Raw genomic sequence first — 17,716 nt, 5'->3', positions numbered from 1 at the left:
ACCTTTATTCTGCTAGCTCAAGTGCTAGAGTATTGATTTTACTTAGTAAAGATTCAAAATCTGAAATCTTCAAACACGGGTTTAAGATAGTGAATTTAAGTGCTGACTTATCATCGACTACCGTTTCTCCAAGTACCGCAATACCACGCGTCAACGCCTGCAGTCTCAGAGTTTTATTCAATGTGTCTAGATCCGTGACAATAGAGTTGTTGGCGCGGAACAACACCGTCGACAGTGACGGCTCGGCCAACAGTTCGAAGCCTTCATGGTTTCGAATAAGATTTGCGACTTGCAGGGTCTGTTCAATCAGATGATCGACCATTTCCCCCAAGGCGTTGGGTCCCACATTTTGCATCGTCATCAGCACTTTAAGTGCATCAAAACGTTTAGTGGTTGCAATCGACTTATCAACTAAGTTCGGCAGCTCATCATGTTCGCGATTCAAATAATCCGCGTGATGAAGCAAATACTTAAAGTTCGATTTATCTTTTAATAACACCGCACCACAACTGATGGTTTGGTAAAACAGCTTATGAAAATCGACACTGACAGAGTCCGCGTACTCAATACCTGCTAAACGCTCTTTATGGCGGCTTAGCACCAAAGCGCCGCCATAAGCACTATCGACATGGAACCACAGCTTATGTTGATTGGCTAAATCTGCGATGGCCTTTAGGTCATCAATCGCGCCGTGATCGGTTGTACCCGCCGTACCTACAACACAAAATGGCATCAAACCCTCTTGCGTTAAGCGCTCAATTTCTGCCTTAAGTGCCTCGACTTGAATAGTGCCATTTGCATTAGCAGCAACACAGCATACGCTATTTTCACCCAATCCTAACAGAGAGGCTGACTTTTGCACAGTGAAGTGAGATTTTTTAGAACATAGAATGCGTAATTTGCTAGCAAACTCTGGAAGCCCTTGTTTTTGAATCGAATGACCTGCGACTTTATCGGCAACCCAGTCACGCGCGAGCAACAGCCCCATCAGGTTGCTTTGCGTACCGCCACTGGTAAACACACCATCAGCACGCTCACCTAAGTCGAACTTATCGCACACCCAATCCACTACTTTCTGTTCAACGTAAGTCGCGGCAGATGCTTGATCCCACGAGTCCATCGATTGGTTCAGTGCCGCGATGATTGTTTCAGCGATGATAGAAGGCATCAACGGAGGCGTATGCAAATGGGCAATACAATCAGGGTGCTGAACAAAGATAGAGTTTTTCACCACCAAGTCTGTCGTATCGGTAATGACTTGCGACAAATCAGCGTGACTATCTAAATCCAAATTTTGGATGGCTTGCTCAAGCTGTTTTGGCTCTAAGCCAGAGTAAGGTTGCTCGACATCCTCAAACACCGATTTGATAGCAGACGTAGTTTGTTGCATTAACTGTTGGTAATGCTCGCTACCTAGCGCACCAGTTTGAATAAAGTGCTGACGCCAATCGTCTTGTTGTGCAATTGGCTCACGCAAATGACCGCCCGCGGCTAAAATCGCTTGCTCTAATACGCGCAAAGCAAAATCAATCTGCTCAAATGAAATGATCATTGGTGGCAAAAAGCGAATCACAGAGCCTTCACGCCCGCCCTTTTCAACCATAAGGCCACGCTCAAGCGCCGCGCGTTGAATAGCTAGCGTCAGTTCACCATCAGCTAACGGCTCACCAAACTTGTTTAGCGCTTTGCCTGGCTTGCGAATTTCAACACCCAACATCAAGCCTTTACCGCGAACTTCTGCAATACAATCAACGCGTTGCTGCAATGCTTCTAGGCCATGTCGTAAATATTGTCCTGCGACATTGGCATGCTCTACCAAATTATCGCGCTCGATGATTTCTAGTGCTTTCGCACCTGACACCATCGCCAGTTGGTTACCACGGAAAGTCCCTGTGTGCTCACCCGCTAACCATGTGTCGATTTTCTTATCGAAGACCAAAATCGACATTGGCAAGCCACCACCAATCGCCTTAGAAAGACAAAGAATATCAGGCTGAATGCCCGACTCTTCATATGCAAAGTGATAACCCGTTTTACCTACACCACATTGGATCTCATCGAAAATCAATAAGATGCCGTGCTCATCACACAGTCGGCGCAGCTCTCGTAACCAAAAAGCTGGAGCCGGAATCACACCGCCCTCACCTTGTACGGGCTCTACGATCATCGCAGCAGGCTTCATTATGCCCGCTTCATCGTCGTTAAGCAGACGCTCAATATAACGAATACTCGCTTTCGCACCTTCATCACCACCAAGGCCAAATGGGCAACGCAAGTTGTAGGGGAACGGCATAAAGTGAACATCTGACATTAAGCCAGTGCGGCGCGCTTTAGTGCCCAGATTGCCCATCATTCCCATGGTGCCATTGGTCATGCCATGGTAAGCACCGCGAAAAGCGAACATGGTATTACGACCAGTAGTTTGCTTGGCCAGTTTGATTGCCGCTTCTACGGCATCTGCGCCCGAAGGCCCGCAAAATTGAATCGCCGAGTTATGGGCAAACTCTTGAGGAAGAAACCCTTTAACGCGCTTTATGAAGTTGTCTTTTGCTTCGGTGGTAATATCGAGCGTTTGGTAAGGTAAACCTGTGTCTAATTGTTCTTTTAGCGCTTGGTTAATTTCTGGGTGGTTATAACCCAATGCCAGAGTACCCGCACCGGCCAAGCAATCTAAAAACAGTTGGCCACGGGTATCTTCAACCAGCACGCCATGTGCTTGTTTTATTGCAATCGGCAAGCGGCGTGGGTATGAACGCACTTCTGATTCATGCTGCTGCTGTTCTAGCAAAATTTGGTCAGGTGTCAGGTCGTAAAGGCCATTAACTTGCGGAACCTGAGTTGAAAATGGGGTCGCGATACTAAGTGTATCGACTTCAAAGGCTGTGCTCATATCTATTCCCTTGAAATGTAATTATTCCCTTCGGCATCTAATGGCCGAACGTGAGATACAACAATCCTTCCGCAAATTTTAGGTATGCGAAATCAGACCCATCGATAAGATGGATTACATGTCAAAGAGATAAATCAAGGTTCAGTAATGCTGCTGCTCTGAAGAACAGGGCATTTAGGAAGAACAAAGCTGATCAGAGTGTGTTTGTTTAATGATTTCAATGTTGGGTTTCCCATTCACATGTCGCGTTAACGACATTAGTATCCCGTCTATCGATAAAAGACTTATCGATACCTACCCTACGTAACGTTCACTCAGCCCGAATGCTCGTTACGCGTCTCCCCCAGAGGCGATTGAATATCACTTCCGAGATTACGCGCGAAAGTAACATAAACTGACATCATCTAGCAATCATTTTTAATAAATCTATTTATAACCTCGATGATTTGAAACTCGCCTCTCCATATGCTCTATAAAAAGATTCGCCCTTGAAGAAAAGCAATACAAAATCAGCACCCTAGCCATTTACGTCGTCATTTTCACACTTGGTGATGATATAAAACTCATTTTAACAAATTGTTTTTACTTCAATCGTAAGTGCTAGCCCTCTTCTAGTTCGAAACTTTTAGCTCGAAATTAAGAAAAATTCTCCATTTTTCAAATACTCAACTAACCTTTATATAGCTGAACCAAATACTGCTGACGTATGGAAGCATCTGTCTAATCCTATAGCCAGTACCTCAAAAAAGGAGAGTCCTGTGAGTTGGAATAAGCCATTAATATTGAGCTGCCTGATTGCAGCCAGTTTTAACAGCCATGGTCAAACCCTTGAGCAAGCTGTCGCCATTGCACTTGATACCAACCCCGAGCTCAAAAGCTCATTTAATGAATACAAGAGTGCGGTAAAACTTAACGATGCCTCTGGTGGTGCCTATTTACCGAGTCTCGATTTAGATGCTGGCATCGGATATGAAAGGATCAATCCAGCAGATTCTACCGGGCGAGACGATACAGATTTAACCAGAAAGGAAGCAACCTTAAGCTTAACCCAGCTACTGTGGGACGGGAACGCAACCCTTAATGATATGGACCGAACCGCCGCAGAAGCGGAATCGATCCGATTGCAACTCGTCGCGGATGCATCTGACATGGCACTGCGAGTCACCGAGATATACCTCGATGCCGTAAAAGCAGAAGAAGTGCTCGCCCTTTCTGAAAGTAACCTAGCGACGCACAAAGACATCTACCGCGACATTAAAAAGCGCGCCGATTCGGGCATTGGCTCTACCGCTGACGTATCTCAAGTTGAAGCGCGTATTGCAAAAGCGCACGGTAACCTACTGGCCGCGCAAAACAACTTAATCGACACTCATACCCAATTTATGCGTATTGTTGGTCAAACCCCACTCGGTTTGATTTACCCTCGCGCAGACGAAACCAAACTGCCGCTAACCGTCGATGAAGCTATCGACGAAGCATTTGCTAATCATCCGGTGATTCAAGTCTCTGTTGCTGATGTGGATGCTGCGCGTTTCCAATACGATCAATCGAAAGGCAACTACTACCCTACCTTCTCAATTGAAGCGAGCCAATCTTGGCGAGATGACGCTGGTGGCGAAGAAGGGTCGAGTGATGAAACCATTGCGATGCTTAGAATGCGTTACAACCTTTATAACGGCGGTAGTGACCAAGATTTAGCTGAACGAGCCGCTTACCAACTAAACAAAGCGAAAGACTTACGAGACAACGCTTATCGTCAAGTAGAAGAAGGATTACGTCTATCTTGGAGCGCTTTGGACCTTACGCTACAACAAAAGAACTTCCTTGCTGACCACGTTGATTCAGCGTCAGAAACCGTTATTGCCTATGAAAAGCAATACAAAATTGGTAAGCGTACCTTACTGGATTTGCTCAACACCGAAAACGAGCTATTTGAAGCGCGTAAAGATTATCTCGATGCTCACTATGCCGAACAATACGCCAAATATCGTGTTATGAATGCCACTGGTAACTTGCTCGATGCCCTATTGGTTGATGTGCCATCTGAGTGGACTCAAAAAGTGGAGTACTGATCATGAAACATGGATTCGCATTATCTCTCATCTCCGTCGCATTGATTGCCGGTTGTAGCAGTCAATCGGCGCCTTACGAAGATGAGTACGACTATATTGAAACACCTGAAGCCGAGCAGATCGCCGATCTCATTGATGATGACCGCGATGGCGTAGTTAATGCGCGCGATTTGTGTGTAGGTACCATTGAAGGCTCGTTAGTCAATAACGATGGTTGTGGGGAAACCGTTGTTACCGAAGATCTGCGCCAGTTACGCATTCTCTTCGCCAACGACTCATATGAGATTAATCCTGTATTTGAAGATCAAATCGCAAGCATGTCGGATTTCTTGAACAAGTACACCTCGGCCAATATCGAAATTCAAGGTTACGCCAGTAAAGTCGGCAGCCCAGAGTACAATCTAGTGTTATCGAAAAACCGCGCTATGGCAGTAGAGAAAAAGCTACTCTCAAATGGTATTGCGGCCGATCGCGTTACTATTGTGGGCTTTGGTGATACCAAATTAGAAGCCACTGGCGATGATGAAGTATCCCATGCTCGCAATCGTAAAGTTACTGCCACTGTTGTGGGTTTAGACGAAGAAGTGGTTGAAGAGTGGAATATCTTTACTGTTATTGAAAAGTAATTCGTTAGAACCAAAAACGCCTCGGATAATCCGAGACGTTTTTATTTATTTTGCGGTTACGACTTCTTAGGTAACGAGGTATGCAATAAGAAGTAACCAAGCACTGCGGCAGTCGTTGAGCCCATCAGGATACCCAAGCGCGCATAGGTATCGAACTCAGCGTTAACAGGACCGAACGCGAGTGATGAGATGAATATCGACATGGTGAAGCCGATACCACACAACACAGACACAGCGAAGATATGCTTGAAGTTAATGCCCTCAGGTAATTTAGCCACACCCATTTTCACTGCTGCCCAGCTGAAGGTGAAGATACCTAGAGGTTTACCCACCAATAGACCCATCGCAATACCCAGTGGCAGCATAGAAGTTAGACCTTCAACCGATACACCTTCTAGCGAGATGCCTGCGTTTGCGAAGGCAAACAGTGGCAAAATGAAGAACGCAACGTATGGGTGAAGCGCATGCTCCATATGTTTGAGCGGTGATCGTTCGCCTTTATTACCTTTCAGTGGAATAGAGAAACCAATTACCACGCCCGCTAGCGTTGCGTGCACGCCAGATTTCAGTACTGCAACCCACAAGATCGCACCTACAATCATGTATGGTGTCAGCTTAGTAACATGGCGAGAGTTCAATAAGAACAGCGCCAACGTCATCGCAAAACCAATCGCTAGTGCTGTAGTAGAAAGATCGCCTGTGTAGAACAGTGCGATAATAACTACAACGCCCAAGTCATCAATAATAGCCAACGCAAGTAGGAACACTTTCAAACTTACCGGCACTCGGCTGCCAAGTAGCGCCATGATACCCAATGCGAATGCAATATCAGTCGCGGCAGGAATCGCCCAACCTTGAATCGCTTCAGGATCGTTAATGTTGAACAGAACATAAATTAGCGCTGGCGCTAACATACCACCTACCGCAGCGATCGCTGGGAAGATAGCGGTTTCCTTTGACTTAAGTGCACCTTCAAGAAGTTCACGTTTTACTTCCAAACCGATCAACAGGAAAAACACCGCCATTAGGCCGTCATTGATCCAGTGAGATACAGACATACCAAACACGTAAGTGTGTAAGAAGGCTTGGTACATCTCATTAAGAGGTGAGTTTGCAATGGTCATCGCAATTGCCGCAGCAATTACTAGTAGAATTCCCCCTGCCGACTCCATCTTAAAGAAGTCGCGAATAATATCACTCATGATATCGTCCCTTATATTTATAATGTTAATAAACGATTAACAACGAATAAGCGAGAGTGTATAGACATAAACTTACGAGGAAAAATCGCTTGTTTAGAGGTTTAACTTCGGTATTTTCGAGGTATTCGCTTTTATTGTGCGCATATTCCGCAGCCAAATATCCACTATAACGCATAAATCGTGCTAGAGAATCCAGTGTAACCCAGTATATTAGGGCTACTAGCTATTAGTTTACTCGCATAAAATATAGAAAAAGCGCTCTGTTTTCACAAATAAGAAACAAAGCGCTTATTTAATTAATAGTAGGAGTATCAATAGCCTGTCAACTGCATAAAGCCAGTAACGTTATGACTGCCCTCTGTTTTGATTGGACCTTCCCAATAAGGAATAATGAAGGGTAGCCAGAGCTGGTCATTGACAGCACTGACAGTAAGATCGACTTGGTACTTAGGAATGACCACACGCCATTGCAGCGGTAGGGTTTTGTTGTTTGGTAACGTGGTCAACTTAACAGGTTCAAATTGGATATTTTCATCTTGCAATTGCACCACTTTGCCATCGTTGGTCGATAGCGTACCAAACACGTGTGGCATTTGTTTGAAATGACGATAACGGTTTACCGACAAGGTTGTTTCATCATCCAGATTCAATACAAACCAGTCCCAACCTTTCTGCTTTTCCGCTAGTAAGCCACTGCCCCACTCTTTGCTCATCCACGCCGAGCCGAACACTCGAATTGACGCTTCACCATCAAGGGTTATCTCTCCCACAACGTCTAGGAAAGGCATCGTTACCTTGTGCGAGGCAATCGGCAAGAGATCATGCTTAGCAACATAGCCCCTATCTCCGGGCAAAACAAATGGCCCAGCAGTGTTACTGCGAATATTTAGGCTAAATGTATCGGTCTCTGTCAGCAGTTGCCCCGGAAATGGCGTTCGACCGAGTGAACGCCACATCCAGTTATCAATCCATATCTTAAAGGGTGCTGGAATCATTCCCGCTTGGCCGATGCCACCACGAGCGATGCGTTGCTCCTTCCAAACCTTTTGCCCACTAGAGATAACGATATTGGAAATAAATAGCTGAGGGCTTTGCCAACCTGAGCGTTCTCTATCTTGGCTTGCGATGCGGAAGTAACTCCACTGAATGCCATATTGATTACCGTTGCGGTCGGCAACATTAGCAAAGAAGTGCCACCAGCCATGCTGGTATTCATTTTGAAATGAGAAATCGTCAGGAAGAATAACGGGATTATCTGGCAGTACGGGCTCAAACACGTTCGCGTTTTTCGCCCGCAGTACAGTCACTTCACTGTCTGATGTTAAGGTGTTTTCAGATTGGAATCGGTCATAGATAAAACCACTCAGTATGAGCGTTAGCACTAATATAGCTAAGCCAAGTTTTACGGTTTGTCCCTTAACCTTTTTAGTCATCTATAACGCGTCCCTTAGCGATTTCATAGGAGTATTCCTGACCATCCTAATGACAGGAATTGCGCCAGCCACCATCAGTGACATCATAGCAAGCGCGACTGTATGTAAGTATTCTTGAGGAATAAACTGTATCTGTAACGTCCAGCCAAACGACTGTTTAATAATGATATCGACCACTAAGTGGGCGAGCATTAAACCTAAAGGCATAGCGACAATTATCGAAATCGCACCAAATACAAACAGCTGTAAACTGCCCATCACTATTAACTCACGCCCCGACAAACCAAAGCACCGCAGCAAGGAGACATGCCGCTGCCTTGATACTTCGCCTGCGACGGTAGAGAAGAAAATACCAAATATCGCTATCACGAGTGTAATGTTGCCAAGTGTATCCGCAATAGAGAAAGTACGGTCGAACACGCGCATCGCTTGTTTGTGAATGCTGCTATTGTCATAAATTCTATCGGAACTGAGCCTAAACACAGATTCCATGCGACGTTTTAAGCCAACCGAAGGCACACCGTCGTTGAGAACCGCACCAAGCGCAACATTGCCGTTACCTGCGTAGGCGTATAACCAGTTACGGTGTGACAATAATACTTGATTGTATGGGTTACCGTAATCGTAATATACCCCGACGACTTGCCAGCCATCACCTAACTTGCCATACAAGTTAATATAATCACCCGGTCGTATGTTAAGTTTAATCGCCATCGATTCACTGACCATCACGCCTTTAGAGTGATGCAAATGATACCAATAATTTGGTACGCCCAGTTTCACCGTAAGCGCAGACAGCTCACCTTCTGATGCTCCGGAGCTCACCACTTGGAGCACACCATTAGGAGTTGTGCTTTCTTTTTCCCAGCGCCACCACACAGATTTAACTTCTGGTTGCTTGCTTAGCCAACTACTCATGCGAGCCGCAGCACTGTTATTAGGATAGATATAAAGATCGGCCGCTAAGCGCTGGCTTAGCCATTTGTCCGTGGTATCACGGAAGCTACCCACCATGGTCTCAACACCGATATTCGCCGCCATCGCCAACATAAATGCCATGGTCGCAACACCGCGGTAGCTCATACTCGCAGCCGCATCAGAGAAAAACCAACGCACTTTTACCCAGCGCATTGAGTAGGTGAAGCTAATGAACAGACGCCAAATTAAGAATGGCGTAAACAGAGCCACACTCAATAGCATCAACGCAATAATCACAAAGCCCGACTCTTGCGACTGTGGCGCTTGATAAATAGCGATCGCCGCGACACACAGAGCACAAGCGATCAAAGCTTGGACAGTAAATTCAGTGCCAGTAAAACGCAGTAGAGATAGACGTGTAGTCAAACGTATTGGTTGCGAACGAAGTAAACGAACTAGCGGCCAAGCACAGGCAGAAAACGCCCCCAGTACTGACATGCCAAGACTAAACAGACTAGACTTCCACGACCACTCAATCGATAGGCCAACATTAGCATCATACAAATCGCCCAAGCTTGCAGACACACTTGGAATCAATTGGTTAGCCAGTAACATACCCAGTGCGTTACCAAACAACCAACTCACCAAAACCAGTACCACAAGTTCTAAACACAGCGCTTGCGTAAGCTGCCAACCCGAAACCCCAGTTTGACGCAGAATACCCACCAACGGCTGGCGCTGAGTCAGCGATAGCGACATCGCTTGATAGAAAATAAACAGGCCAACTAAAAAGGCCAGCATCCCCATTGCACTTAAGTTCATGTGGAATGCTTGAGTAAGAGACTGTAGCTCAGAGCCAGAGCTACGAAATAGTGTCATACCACTCGGTAGGCTTTCTTTAAGCCGCGCTAGTTTTTCTTTCGGCATTTCACCGCATGCAATAGCGTTTAAGCCAGATCCGCGTTGCAACATACGCAGCAGCGACATATCAGCAATGATTCGCGTGCCGTTTAACATGCCCTGTTTATCCAGCATAATAGGGCCAAGCTCACTGCCATCATCTAGCTGAATATAACCATTGTCTTGCCAACCCATGTGACCAGCCAGATCGCTACTGACCAAAATAGGATAAGGCGGCTGCATCAGGCTTAGCGTCGGTATATCTCTTAATGTCACACCCGGTTGCAGTTGCAGCATCGCCACTGGGTCAAGACCAATCAACATCAGATCAGTGCCCGATGCGGTGCTCAAACGCGCCGTTTTAAATGGCGCACATTGATTAAAGCCTTCACGACGAAGCTGAATATAATAACCTTGAGGGATCTGATTGATTTCGTGCTTAGGACGGATGCGATATGGGAGAGGATTAGAAAATAGTTTTTCGCCATGCGTGTAACTTTGCAGCGCATGTTCATTAATGGCAGTCACACCGACCAATAGTGAGACGCCGAGCGTTAAACCAAGCCAGACTAAAAGTATTTGAAAAGGGTAACGTCTGTAGTGACCAAGTAGTGCTTTAGCTACGGGCCATAACATGCAGTTGCCCTCCTTGTAATCTCACTCGCCCTTCCATATGTTGAGCGACTTTTTCACTGTGAGTAACCAACAACAAAGTACACTCTAACTGCCGTGTAAGCGTTGTTAATAAGCGCATTACCGCTTCTGCGTTACGTTCATCCAAACTACCTGTCGGCTCATCGGCCAATAGCAATTTAGGCTCCATGTATAAAGCACGAGCAATCGCAGCACGTTGTTGCTGACCACCAGACACTTCTTCAGGATAGCGCCCCAATAGAGGCATAAGATCCAATGCAGATAGAATTTGACGCCACAGACCATGATCTTCAGGTAAGCCTTTCAATTGACGACAAAAACGGATGTTATCAGCGATATTCAAGGTAGGCAGCAAGTTAAACTGCTGAAAAATCAGGCCAATGTTGTTCCTACGGTAAGCAGTGCGCTTACTCTCTTTACCATCGTGCATGATAAAATCCGGGAACTCTATTTGGCCTGAGTCAACGATATCTAAGCCAGCGATTAGATTTAGCAGTGTACTCTTTCCAGAACCACTCTCGCCCATTAAGGCAATCTGCTCACCTTGTTGCAACGACAATTCAGCACCTTGTAATACGGGGTGAAATTCACCACCATCTACATAGCCCTTACAAAGGTCTGTTAGCCGTAACATTTCTCGCTCACTTAAGAATAAATTAGGAGTGTGAATCTACACTAATTCAGGCTCTGTAGGAAGCGTTTTGACTACCAGATCACAAGAAACGCATTAATTTGCATATAAGCGACATCTTAGATCTAATTTTCAATCAAATTCTTTAGCCATTTCTTACTATTCATGCGCCAGATTGAGCCGCCCCATTTGATCACTTCTTCGGTCAAAAAGAGCAAGTAAACCCATTCAGGAGGCCAGCCGAGCGTGATAGCTGCAAAAGCCGCAACAGGAATACCAATCAGCCATTGAGCAACCAAATCTTGATACAAACAGAACTTCACATCCCCACCAGCACGAAGCACACCAACGATGACTGTCATCGGCACTGAGCGCAGGATGATCCCGATACTCAAAATCACAATAAACTTGTCTGCCAAGCTTCTGGTTTCTGCGCTCAACGCACTGAATGAATCCAGTACCAAGCCTTGCACTAGGAATAATAATAGCGAAACAGAGATTGCCACCAGCACGCTAAGCAAGGTAACTCCGATCGCTTGGTAATACGCTTCATCATATTTCTTCGCACCAATTTGGTTGCCGATCAGCACAGCAGCAGCATTCGACATACCAATCAGCAGAGCCAAAGAAATAGATTCCACCGGCGTCATTACCGATAAAGCAGCCAAACCTTGAACGCCCGATTGCCCCATGATCGCGTGGTATGCAAACAAGCCCCCCGCCCAAGCAAGAAAATTAAATGTCGTCGGCATTGAGAGTTTTAAGAAGCGCACAACCTTATCCCACACCAAGGTTGCCCAAATATCTTTGAGACCAAAAGCAAGCAGGTGCTTTTTAAAGTGCAGGTAGCCAAACAAGGTCGCTACCTCAATCGCACCACTGAGAACAGTGGCAATCGCCGCGCCTTTGATTCCCATTGGCGGTACGCCAAACTTACCAAAGATAAATATCCAGTTAAGAAATACGTTGGATAGAATGCCAATACCGCTGAAAAAAGTACTGACTCCCGGCTTGTGCATCGCACGTAGGCCAACCGCCATACTCGCAACCGAAGCAACCGCCAGCATGGTCACGGATGTGATCACCATGTACTGACTACCCAATTGAATAACTTCAGCAGAGTCCGTTGTTAACCCCATAATTTGCTGAGGGATCAGAATAAATATCAAAGCAGTCAGCAGGCCAAAGATACTGGCGACAAACCAAGTTAACGCGGTACTTTCTCGCACCCCTTGGCGATTACCAGCACCCCAATATTGCGCAGTAAGCATTGCACCACCAGTTGTCACACCCACTAGCATGATGGTGGTAACGAACGTCGCACGCGCCGCTACGCCAATGGCGGCGATTTCAGCCTCGCCCAACTGACCTAGCATTAAAACATCGACCAAGCCACGGCTTGAAAACATAATGCTTTGCAGAGTGATAGGTAAAGCAATAGCAATAAGGCGACGCAAAAAGTCACCTTTTGTGTGGTCAAAAACTTGTGAAAACAAAGACACTTACAACCTCAAAAGAAAAATGATTGGTACAATTACCAAATCAGCAGGCTATTATAGAATGATGCATAAAAAACAACCACATAAATAGTAGGTGACCAGATGAAAAGAGTCCTAGTTTTAGGCGCTTCAGGTTATGTTGGCTCTCAGTTATTGAATTTACTGTGTGATGAGGGTTACCACGTCACCGCTGCGGCGCGGCAAATCGATTACCTCACCGCGAGAGCGATGCCCCATTCAAATCTGGATATTTGCTATTTAGATCTGGCGGATAAAGATGCAACCGCACAGCTCGTTCCACAATTTGATTTGGTGTATTTTCTGGTGCATGGCATGGCGCATGGTCATGACTTCGTTGACTATGAGATTGGCCTAGCAGAGAACTTCAGAGACGCATTAAAACACTCTAACGTTGAACACGTGATTTACCTTAGCGCCATCCAGCCACAAACTGGTGACTCTCAGCACTTAAAAGCGCGGCAAATGACTGGTGAGATCATCCGCCAAGCAGGTGTTCCGGTTACAGAGCTCCGAGCGGGCGTCATCATTGGCGCGGGGTCAGCCGCTTTCGAAATCATGCGTGATTTTGTTTACAACCTCCCTGTTCTTATTACGCCCCAATGGGTCGATTCCAAAGCAAACCCTATAGCACTGCAAAATCTCAATCATTACCTACTTTGCTTAGGGAAAGAAAGCCCAAACGAAAGCCAACTATTTGAAGTGGGCGGCCCAGATACCCTCTCCTACCGCAAGCAATTTGAAGTTTTGTGTAAAGCGAGTAATCGGCCATATCGATTATGGTCAACACCGCTGTTAACGCCTTCGATGGCGTCTCACTGGTTAGGTATTGTCACCTCCGTACCTGCTAGTATCGGTAAAGCCCTGATGGCCGGGCTTGAGCATGACTTCATTGCCAATAGTCAGGAGATTCAAGCAAAATTCCCGCAACCAATGATCAGTTTTGAACAAATGGTAGAACAAAGCATTGAAAGTGAGGGCGGGTTTGTCAGAAGTAACGTATGGGGGTTTGATCCAGCGGCATTTAAACGCTGGCAATCTGGCTATGGTTACTACCCTAAACAAACCGGAGCAAGCCAGACGACAACCGCATCACCAGAAGAGATTTGGCAAGTGATCAGCAAAGTTGGCAGTAAAGAAGAAGGTTACTTCTTTGCCAATGGCCTTTGGCGTACACGAGAATGGCTGGATATTTTCTTTGGCGGTCAAAAGCCAATTAGGCGCAGACCAGAGGGGCCAGAGTTAAAAGTGGGTGATTTCATTGATTCTTGGAAAGTGATTCGCTGTGAGCGAGGAAAATTTATATCACTATTATTTGGGATGAAAGGCCCCGGACTCGGCAGGCTTGAATTTACCATTGAAGATCATGGACAGCATCGCTCAATCAACGTCACCGCATGGTGGCATCCACAAGGGTTTAAAGGATTACTCTATTGGTTCGCCATGATGCCTGCGCATTTGTTTATCTTCAAAGGCATGATTAAAGCAATATGCAGCAAAGCGGAAGAAAATAAATAACAAAAATAGCCCCGCTGTTTCACGGGGCTAATAGCTATAATCTTGGCTTAAGCGTTAAAACGACGACGAAGGAAACCAAAACCGAATAGCGATAATAAGGCGCCAAAACCTAAACTACCACCAGCTCCAGAACCATCATATTCTTCTAGAATTGGCTCAACATTAGAAGAATCTTGACTCGTTAGTTCCGCGCTAAACGTCATTGAATCAATCTCTTGCATTGCCGCTGCGGAGACGGTACTTGCCGTTGCAGTACGCTGACCTCTCAATGTCATGGTAAAAGTGTACTCGCCTTTTTCAAGGCCAGTCACATCAAACATGACTGTTTGAGCTCCATCTTTATTTAAGGTTACTTTTGGTAGCGCAACACCATCAGGACGTGGAGAAATCGCTATTTCGGCAACATCACCATCCAGCGCATTGCTATTTACTGGGAATGCGATATCCGTACGGCCACTCTTAATCGCGATTTGAATTGGATTCTCGCCTGCTTCCGCATATTTATACCCTAAACTCACTAGCGCTGAATCGTGATCCGAAGAACGATATGGTGATTCATCGTAGAACGGGTTCGGTTCACTAGCACCATAGCTCGTTTTGTATTTGCTGCTGTAATCCATCAAAGGTGACTCTGGTGCATTGATATGCCAATCAGTCGCATCTACCAGACGTCCTTTTAGCGTTTTAGTGATTAATAGGTGGTCAAGCGAACCTACTTCGTCATTATATGAATAACTCCAAGAGGTCTCGCCCGGTTCGGCCAATAAATCAACCGCGTTTACATAACCATACGATTTTGTAATCACACTACCTTCAGGACCATACTGAGGTTTTCCGTCGATATAAGTGTACCCTGCGGCTTTAATTTCTTTACCAGCAGGAATCGCTGTCATCACGAGCATTGGGTCTTCATGAGCGTATGCATTGAAGTCACCTAACACCACTTGATCACCGCCAATAACGGCAAGTCGTTCACCTAACTCAGACACAGCAGCTACACGGAAATTCTCACAATTGCCTTGATAATCTAAGTTTTGAACATCGTCTTTTACAGGGTCAAAGCCTTCCCACGTCTCCCAGCCTTGCCAATCTTCATAACAAGTAGAACCTTTTGATTTAAGGTGGTTAACCGCTACAGTTAACTTTTTACCTGTATGTAGAACTTGGAATGTTGCAGCAATAGAATTTCGTTGATAATTTTGGCCGCTTTCGCGCACTTCGCCTTTATCATCAATAATCGCACCTCCGTCTGGATAAACGATAGTCGGAGCATCTTGCATCGGCATAGCAATCACTTTGCCCGATTTAACAGAAACTGTAGAAGGACGATAAATGAGGCCGGTAGTAATCGCATCACTGCCGACGGCATCATTTTCATCTAAGATCATGTCACCGTTTGAATCAAAACCAACGAAAATATAACGGTTAGAAATCGAGTTTTTGTAGTGTTTCTCTGAGTATTTATCGTTACTGTATTTCGCGTTTATTGCAGCTAGCAAATCATTAATTGCACTGAAGTCACCAAAACCGTTGTTTTCAATCTCCATCAAACCAATGATGTCTGCATCAAGATCATAAATCGCCTCAACAATCTTTGTTTTTTGACGTTCGTAATCCAGTTCCGTCTCCGCACCTCGGTTATCACCAAATTGGTTGTCGCTGCCGCCGTATGGCGAGTTAAAGAAGTTCAACACATTTTGTGTAGCCACCGTAATGGTAAAGCCCTTATCGTAATCTCTCTCCAATGACGGGCCTGAATTACGAGGCGTGTTATGTACGAAAATTTCATCACTTGCCGTATATGCTGTGCCATCTTGAACAACCATGCGGAATTGTCCATCACTATAGTGAATGGCACCTTCAACCCCAATAACAGAGTCATTAATGCGCACATAGTTGTCATAGGAAAAATCTGGGTAGTAATTAATTTTTCCGTTAGCTGGAGCTTGATCAGATTCTAAATATAAACGGCGGTCATTATTTTCTGCCATTTGATCGTGAGAAGCTTGAGAGCCAGCAATATTATCTTGGTTCGGCTGAGGATTTGGGCGCTCATAAGCCATAACAATATTGTTGCGTCCCGCATCATAGTCATAACTGATAGTGCGAGATACACGCATATCTTGTTTACCAGTAACTGATGCATCCATGTCTTCAACTGTCTTTACAAACATGCCTTCATAGCGCTCAAGTGTCGCTTCAAAGTTTGCATCACTGCTTAAACGAACAAGATCAACCGGGTTTACCGTGACTGGTGTATCGTTCATGATCTGCCAGTTACCGTCTTCCGATTTCAAGTAAGTCATACCGCCATCAGCACCTTCGCTCTCCAATGCTTTTGACACCACACACACTTCTTTACCAATCAGCGAAGCATCTACAGTCAGGTTCGAATCACTCGCATCAACAAAAATACCATCCGATGTCATTGAGTCATTGTCACCAGTAAGGTTGACTAAGTAGAAACCTTTAGCAAAACTTGGTGAAACTGCACTCACAGTCCCTGTTACTTCATAAGTGATTCCGTTATTGTATAGCGGAGAGACTTTGCCTGAACCTTGAATTTCATAGATTTCAGCGCTCGCTTCCGAGGCTGCATCACATGGTTTTGGCAATGACGGCGCTGTTTCATAGGTAGGCTTACCTAGGTCTGAGTATTCATCGGTGCCTACTGATACCCAATGGCTTGAGTTATATGTTGCGTCTGGTGTTTTTGCGGTATCAACTCGGCGGAAAGTCTTCTCTTTACCCCACTCAGAGTTTTTATCACCAATAATGTCATGTATAGCGTCTGGATCAGAGTCTTCAGCGATCCAAACTGCATCATTGCCATCAAAGTTGAGCGCAGCATAACCTATTGGTGTTCCGCCATCGTAGTGGTTGTAACTACCTGAGTAGATAATTCGGGAACTATTGTTTGCCACTGCATCAGTTACATCATTTGTTGCATCATCAGATACGACTACAATACTCTCACCGCTCGGAATAACCACGCCCTGAAGAACGGGAGTGGTTCCGTCTGGCTTCATTACTTTGTTCTTATTACCTCCAGAGCCGTAGTAAAGAGCGTGAGCAGTGAAGGTGAAGTCAGAATCACCATTGTTGGTAATTTCTATGCTGCTGTTTCTTGCGTATTTGTTTACGCTTGATTCCAAATACTCTGTAATAACAATGTCATTAATGGTTGAGGCAGCCAAAACGCCACCAGATAATACTGCGCCGATCGCACCCGCTAATAAGGGTGGGATCGAACTTTAACCACTGAAAATAAAAGACTTTATTTTATTGGGAACTTTTCAAGGTAATCACGATCTGATCATGAAGTTAAAAATATGAGAAACTCGTGCATGATTAT

10 protein-coding genes are annotated in these 17,716 nt (G+C 45.4%); 3 read left to right on the top strand and 7 right to left on the bottom strand.

Annotated elements, in window-relative coordinates:
- Positions 1–4: 4 nt before the first annotated feature.
- Positions 5–2,890 (bottom strand): pyridoxal phosphate-dependent class III aminotransferase, encoded by a 2,886-nt coding sequence (locus MU515_RS00050; protein WP_260258315.1) that lies wholly within the window; start codon positions 2,888–2,890, stop codon positions 5–7.
- A gap of 758 nt (positions 2,891–3,648) precedes the next feature.
- Between MU515_RS00050 and MU515_RS00045 the strand changes: the two genes are divergently transcribed.
- Positions 3,649–4,962, top strand: coding sequence for a TolC family outer membrane protein (locus MU515_RS00045; RefSeq protein WP_260258314.1), 1,314 nt, complete (start codon positions 3,649–3,651; stop codon positions 4,960–4,962).
- A gap of 2 nt (positions 4,963–4,964) precedes the next feature.
- Positions 4,965–5,588: an OmpA family protein gene (locus tag MU515_RS00040; RefSeq protein ID WP_260258313.1), complete on the top strand. Its 624-nt coding sequence runs from the start codon at positions 4,965–4,967 to the stop codon at positions 5,586–5,588.
- Between the two features lie 56 nt (positions 5,589–5,644).
- On the opposite strand, the gene nhaA is transcribed toward MU515_RS00040, so the two are convergent.
- The 5 genes from nhaA to MU515_RS00015 form a co-directional block, all read right to left on the bottom strand.
- Positions 5,645–6,790, bottom strand: coding sequence for a Na+/H+ antiporter NhaA (nhaA, locus tag MU515_RS00035; RefSeq protein WP_260258312.1), 1,146 nt, complete (start codon positions 6,788–6,790; stop codon positions 5,645–5,647).
- Positions 6,791–7,101: 311 nt separating this feature from the next.
- A complete protein-coding gene (locus tag MU515_RS00030) occupies positions 7,102–8,223 on the bottom strand; it encodes a lipocalin-like domain-containing protein (protein WP_260258311.1) in 1,122 nt (373 codons plus the stop codon).
- Positions 8,224–10,677: an ABC transporter permease gene (locus MU515_RS00025; RefSeq protein ID WP_260258310.1), complete on the bottom strand. Its 2,454-nt coding sequence runs from the start codon at positions 10,675–10,677 to the stop codon at positions 8,224–8,226. It lies immediately after the preceding gene.
- The gene (locus MU515_RS00020; RefSeq protein ID WP_260258309.1) at positions 10,658–11,329 is read right to left on the bottom strand and encodes an ABC transporter ATP-binding protein; all 672 of its coding nucleotides are present in this window, start codon (positions 11,327–11,329) and stop codon (positions 10,658–10,660) included. Before MU515_RS00020 ends, MU515_RS00025 begins: the two co-directional genes overlap by 20 nt.
- A gap of 122 nt (positions 11,330–11,451) precedes the next feature.
- Positions 11,452–12,828 carry an MATE family efflux transporter gene (locus tag MU515_RS00015; RefSeq protein ID WP_260258308.1) on the bottom strand — a complete coding sequence of 459 codons (1,377 nt, stop codon included), beginning with the start codon at positions 12,826–12,828 and terminating at the stop codon, positions 11,452–11,454.
- Positions 12,829–12,927: 99 nt separating this feature from the next.
- Between MU515_RS00015 and MU515_RS00010 the strand changes: the two genes are divergently transcribed.
- Positions 12,928–14,361: an SDR family oxidoreductase gene (locus MU515_RS00010; protein WP_260258307.1), complete on the top strand. Its 1,434-nt coding sequence runs from the start codon at positions 12,928–12,930 to the stop codon at positions 14,359–14,361.
- A gap of 47 nt (positions 14,362–14,408) precedes the next feature.
- Here MU515_RS00010 and MU515_RS00005 read toward each other — a convergent pair whose 3' ends face one another.
- Positions 14,409–17,558, bottom strand: coding sequence for an ExeM/NucH family extracellular endonuclease (locus tag MU515_RS00005; protein WP_260258306.1), 3,150 nt, complete (start codon positions 17,556–17,558; stop codon positions 14,409–14,411).
- Positions 17,559–17,716: the final 158 nt, after the last annotated feature.

Source organism: Vibrio intestinalis, from assembly GCF_025195085.2.
In the GTDB taxonomy this organism is placed as follows: Bacteria; Pseudomonadota; Gammaproteobacteria; order Enterobacterales; family Vibrionaceae; genus Vibrio; species Vibrio intestinalis.
Note: the sequence above shows the minus strand (reverse complement) of the source record. Positions and strands in the feature narration are given on the sequence as shown.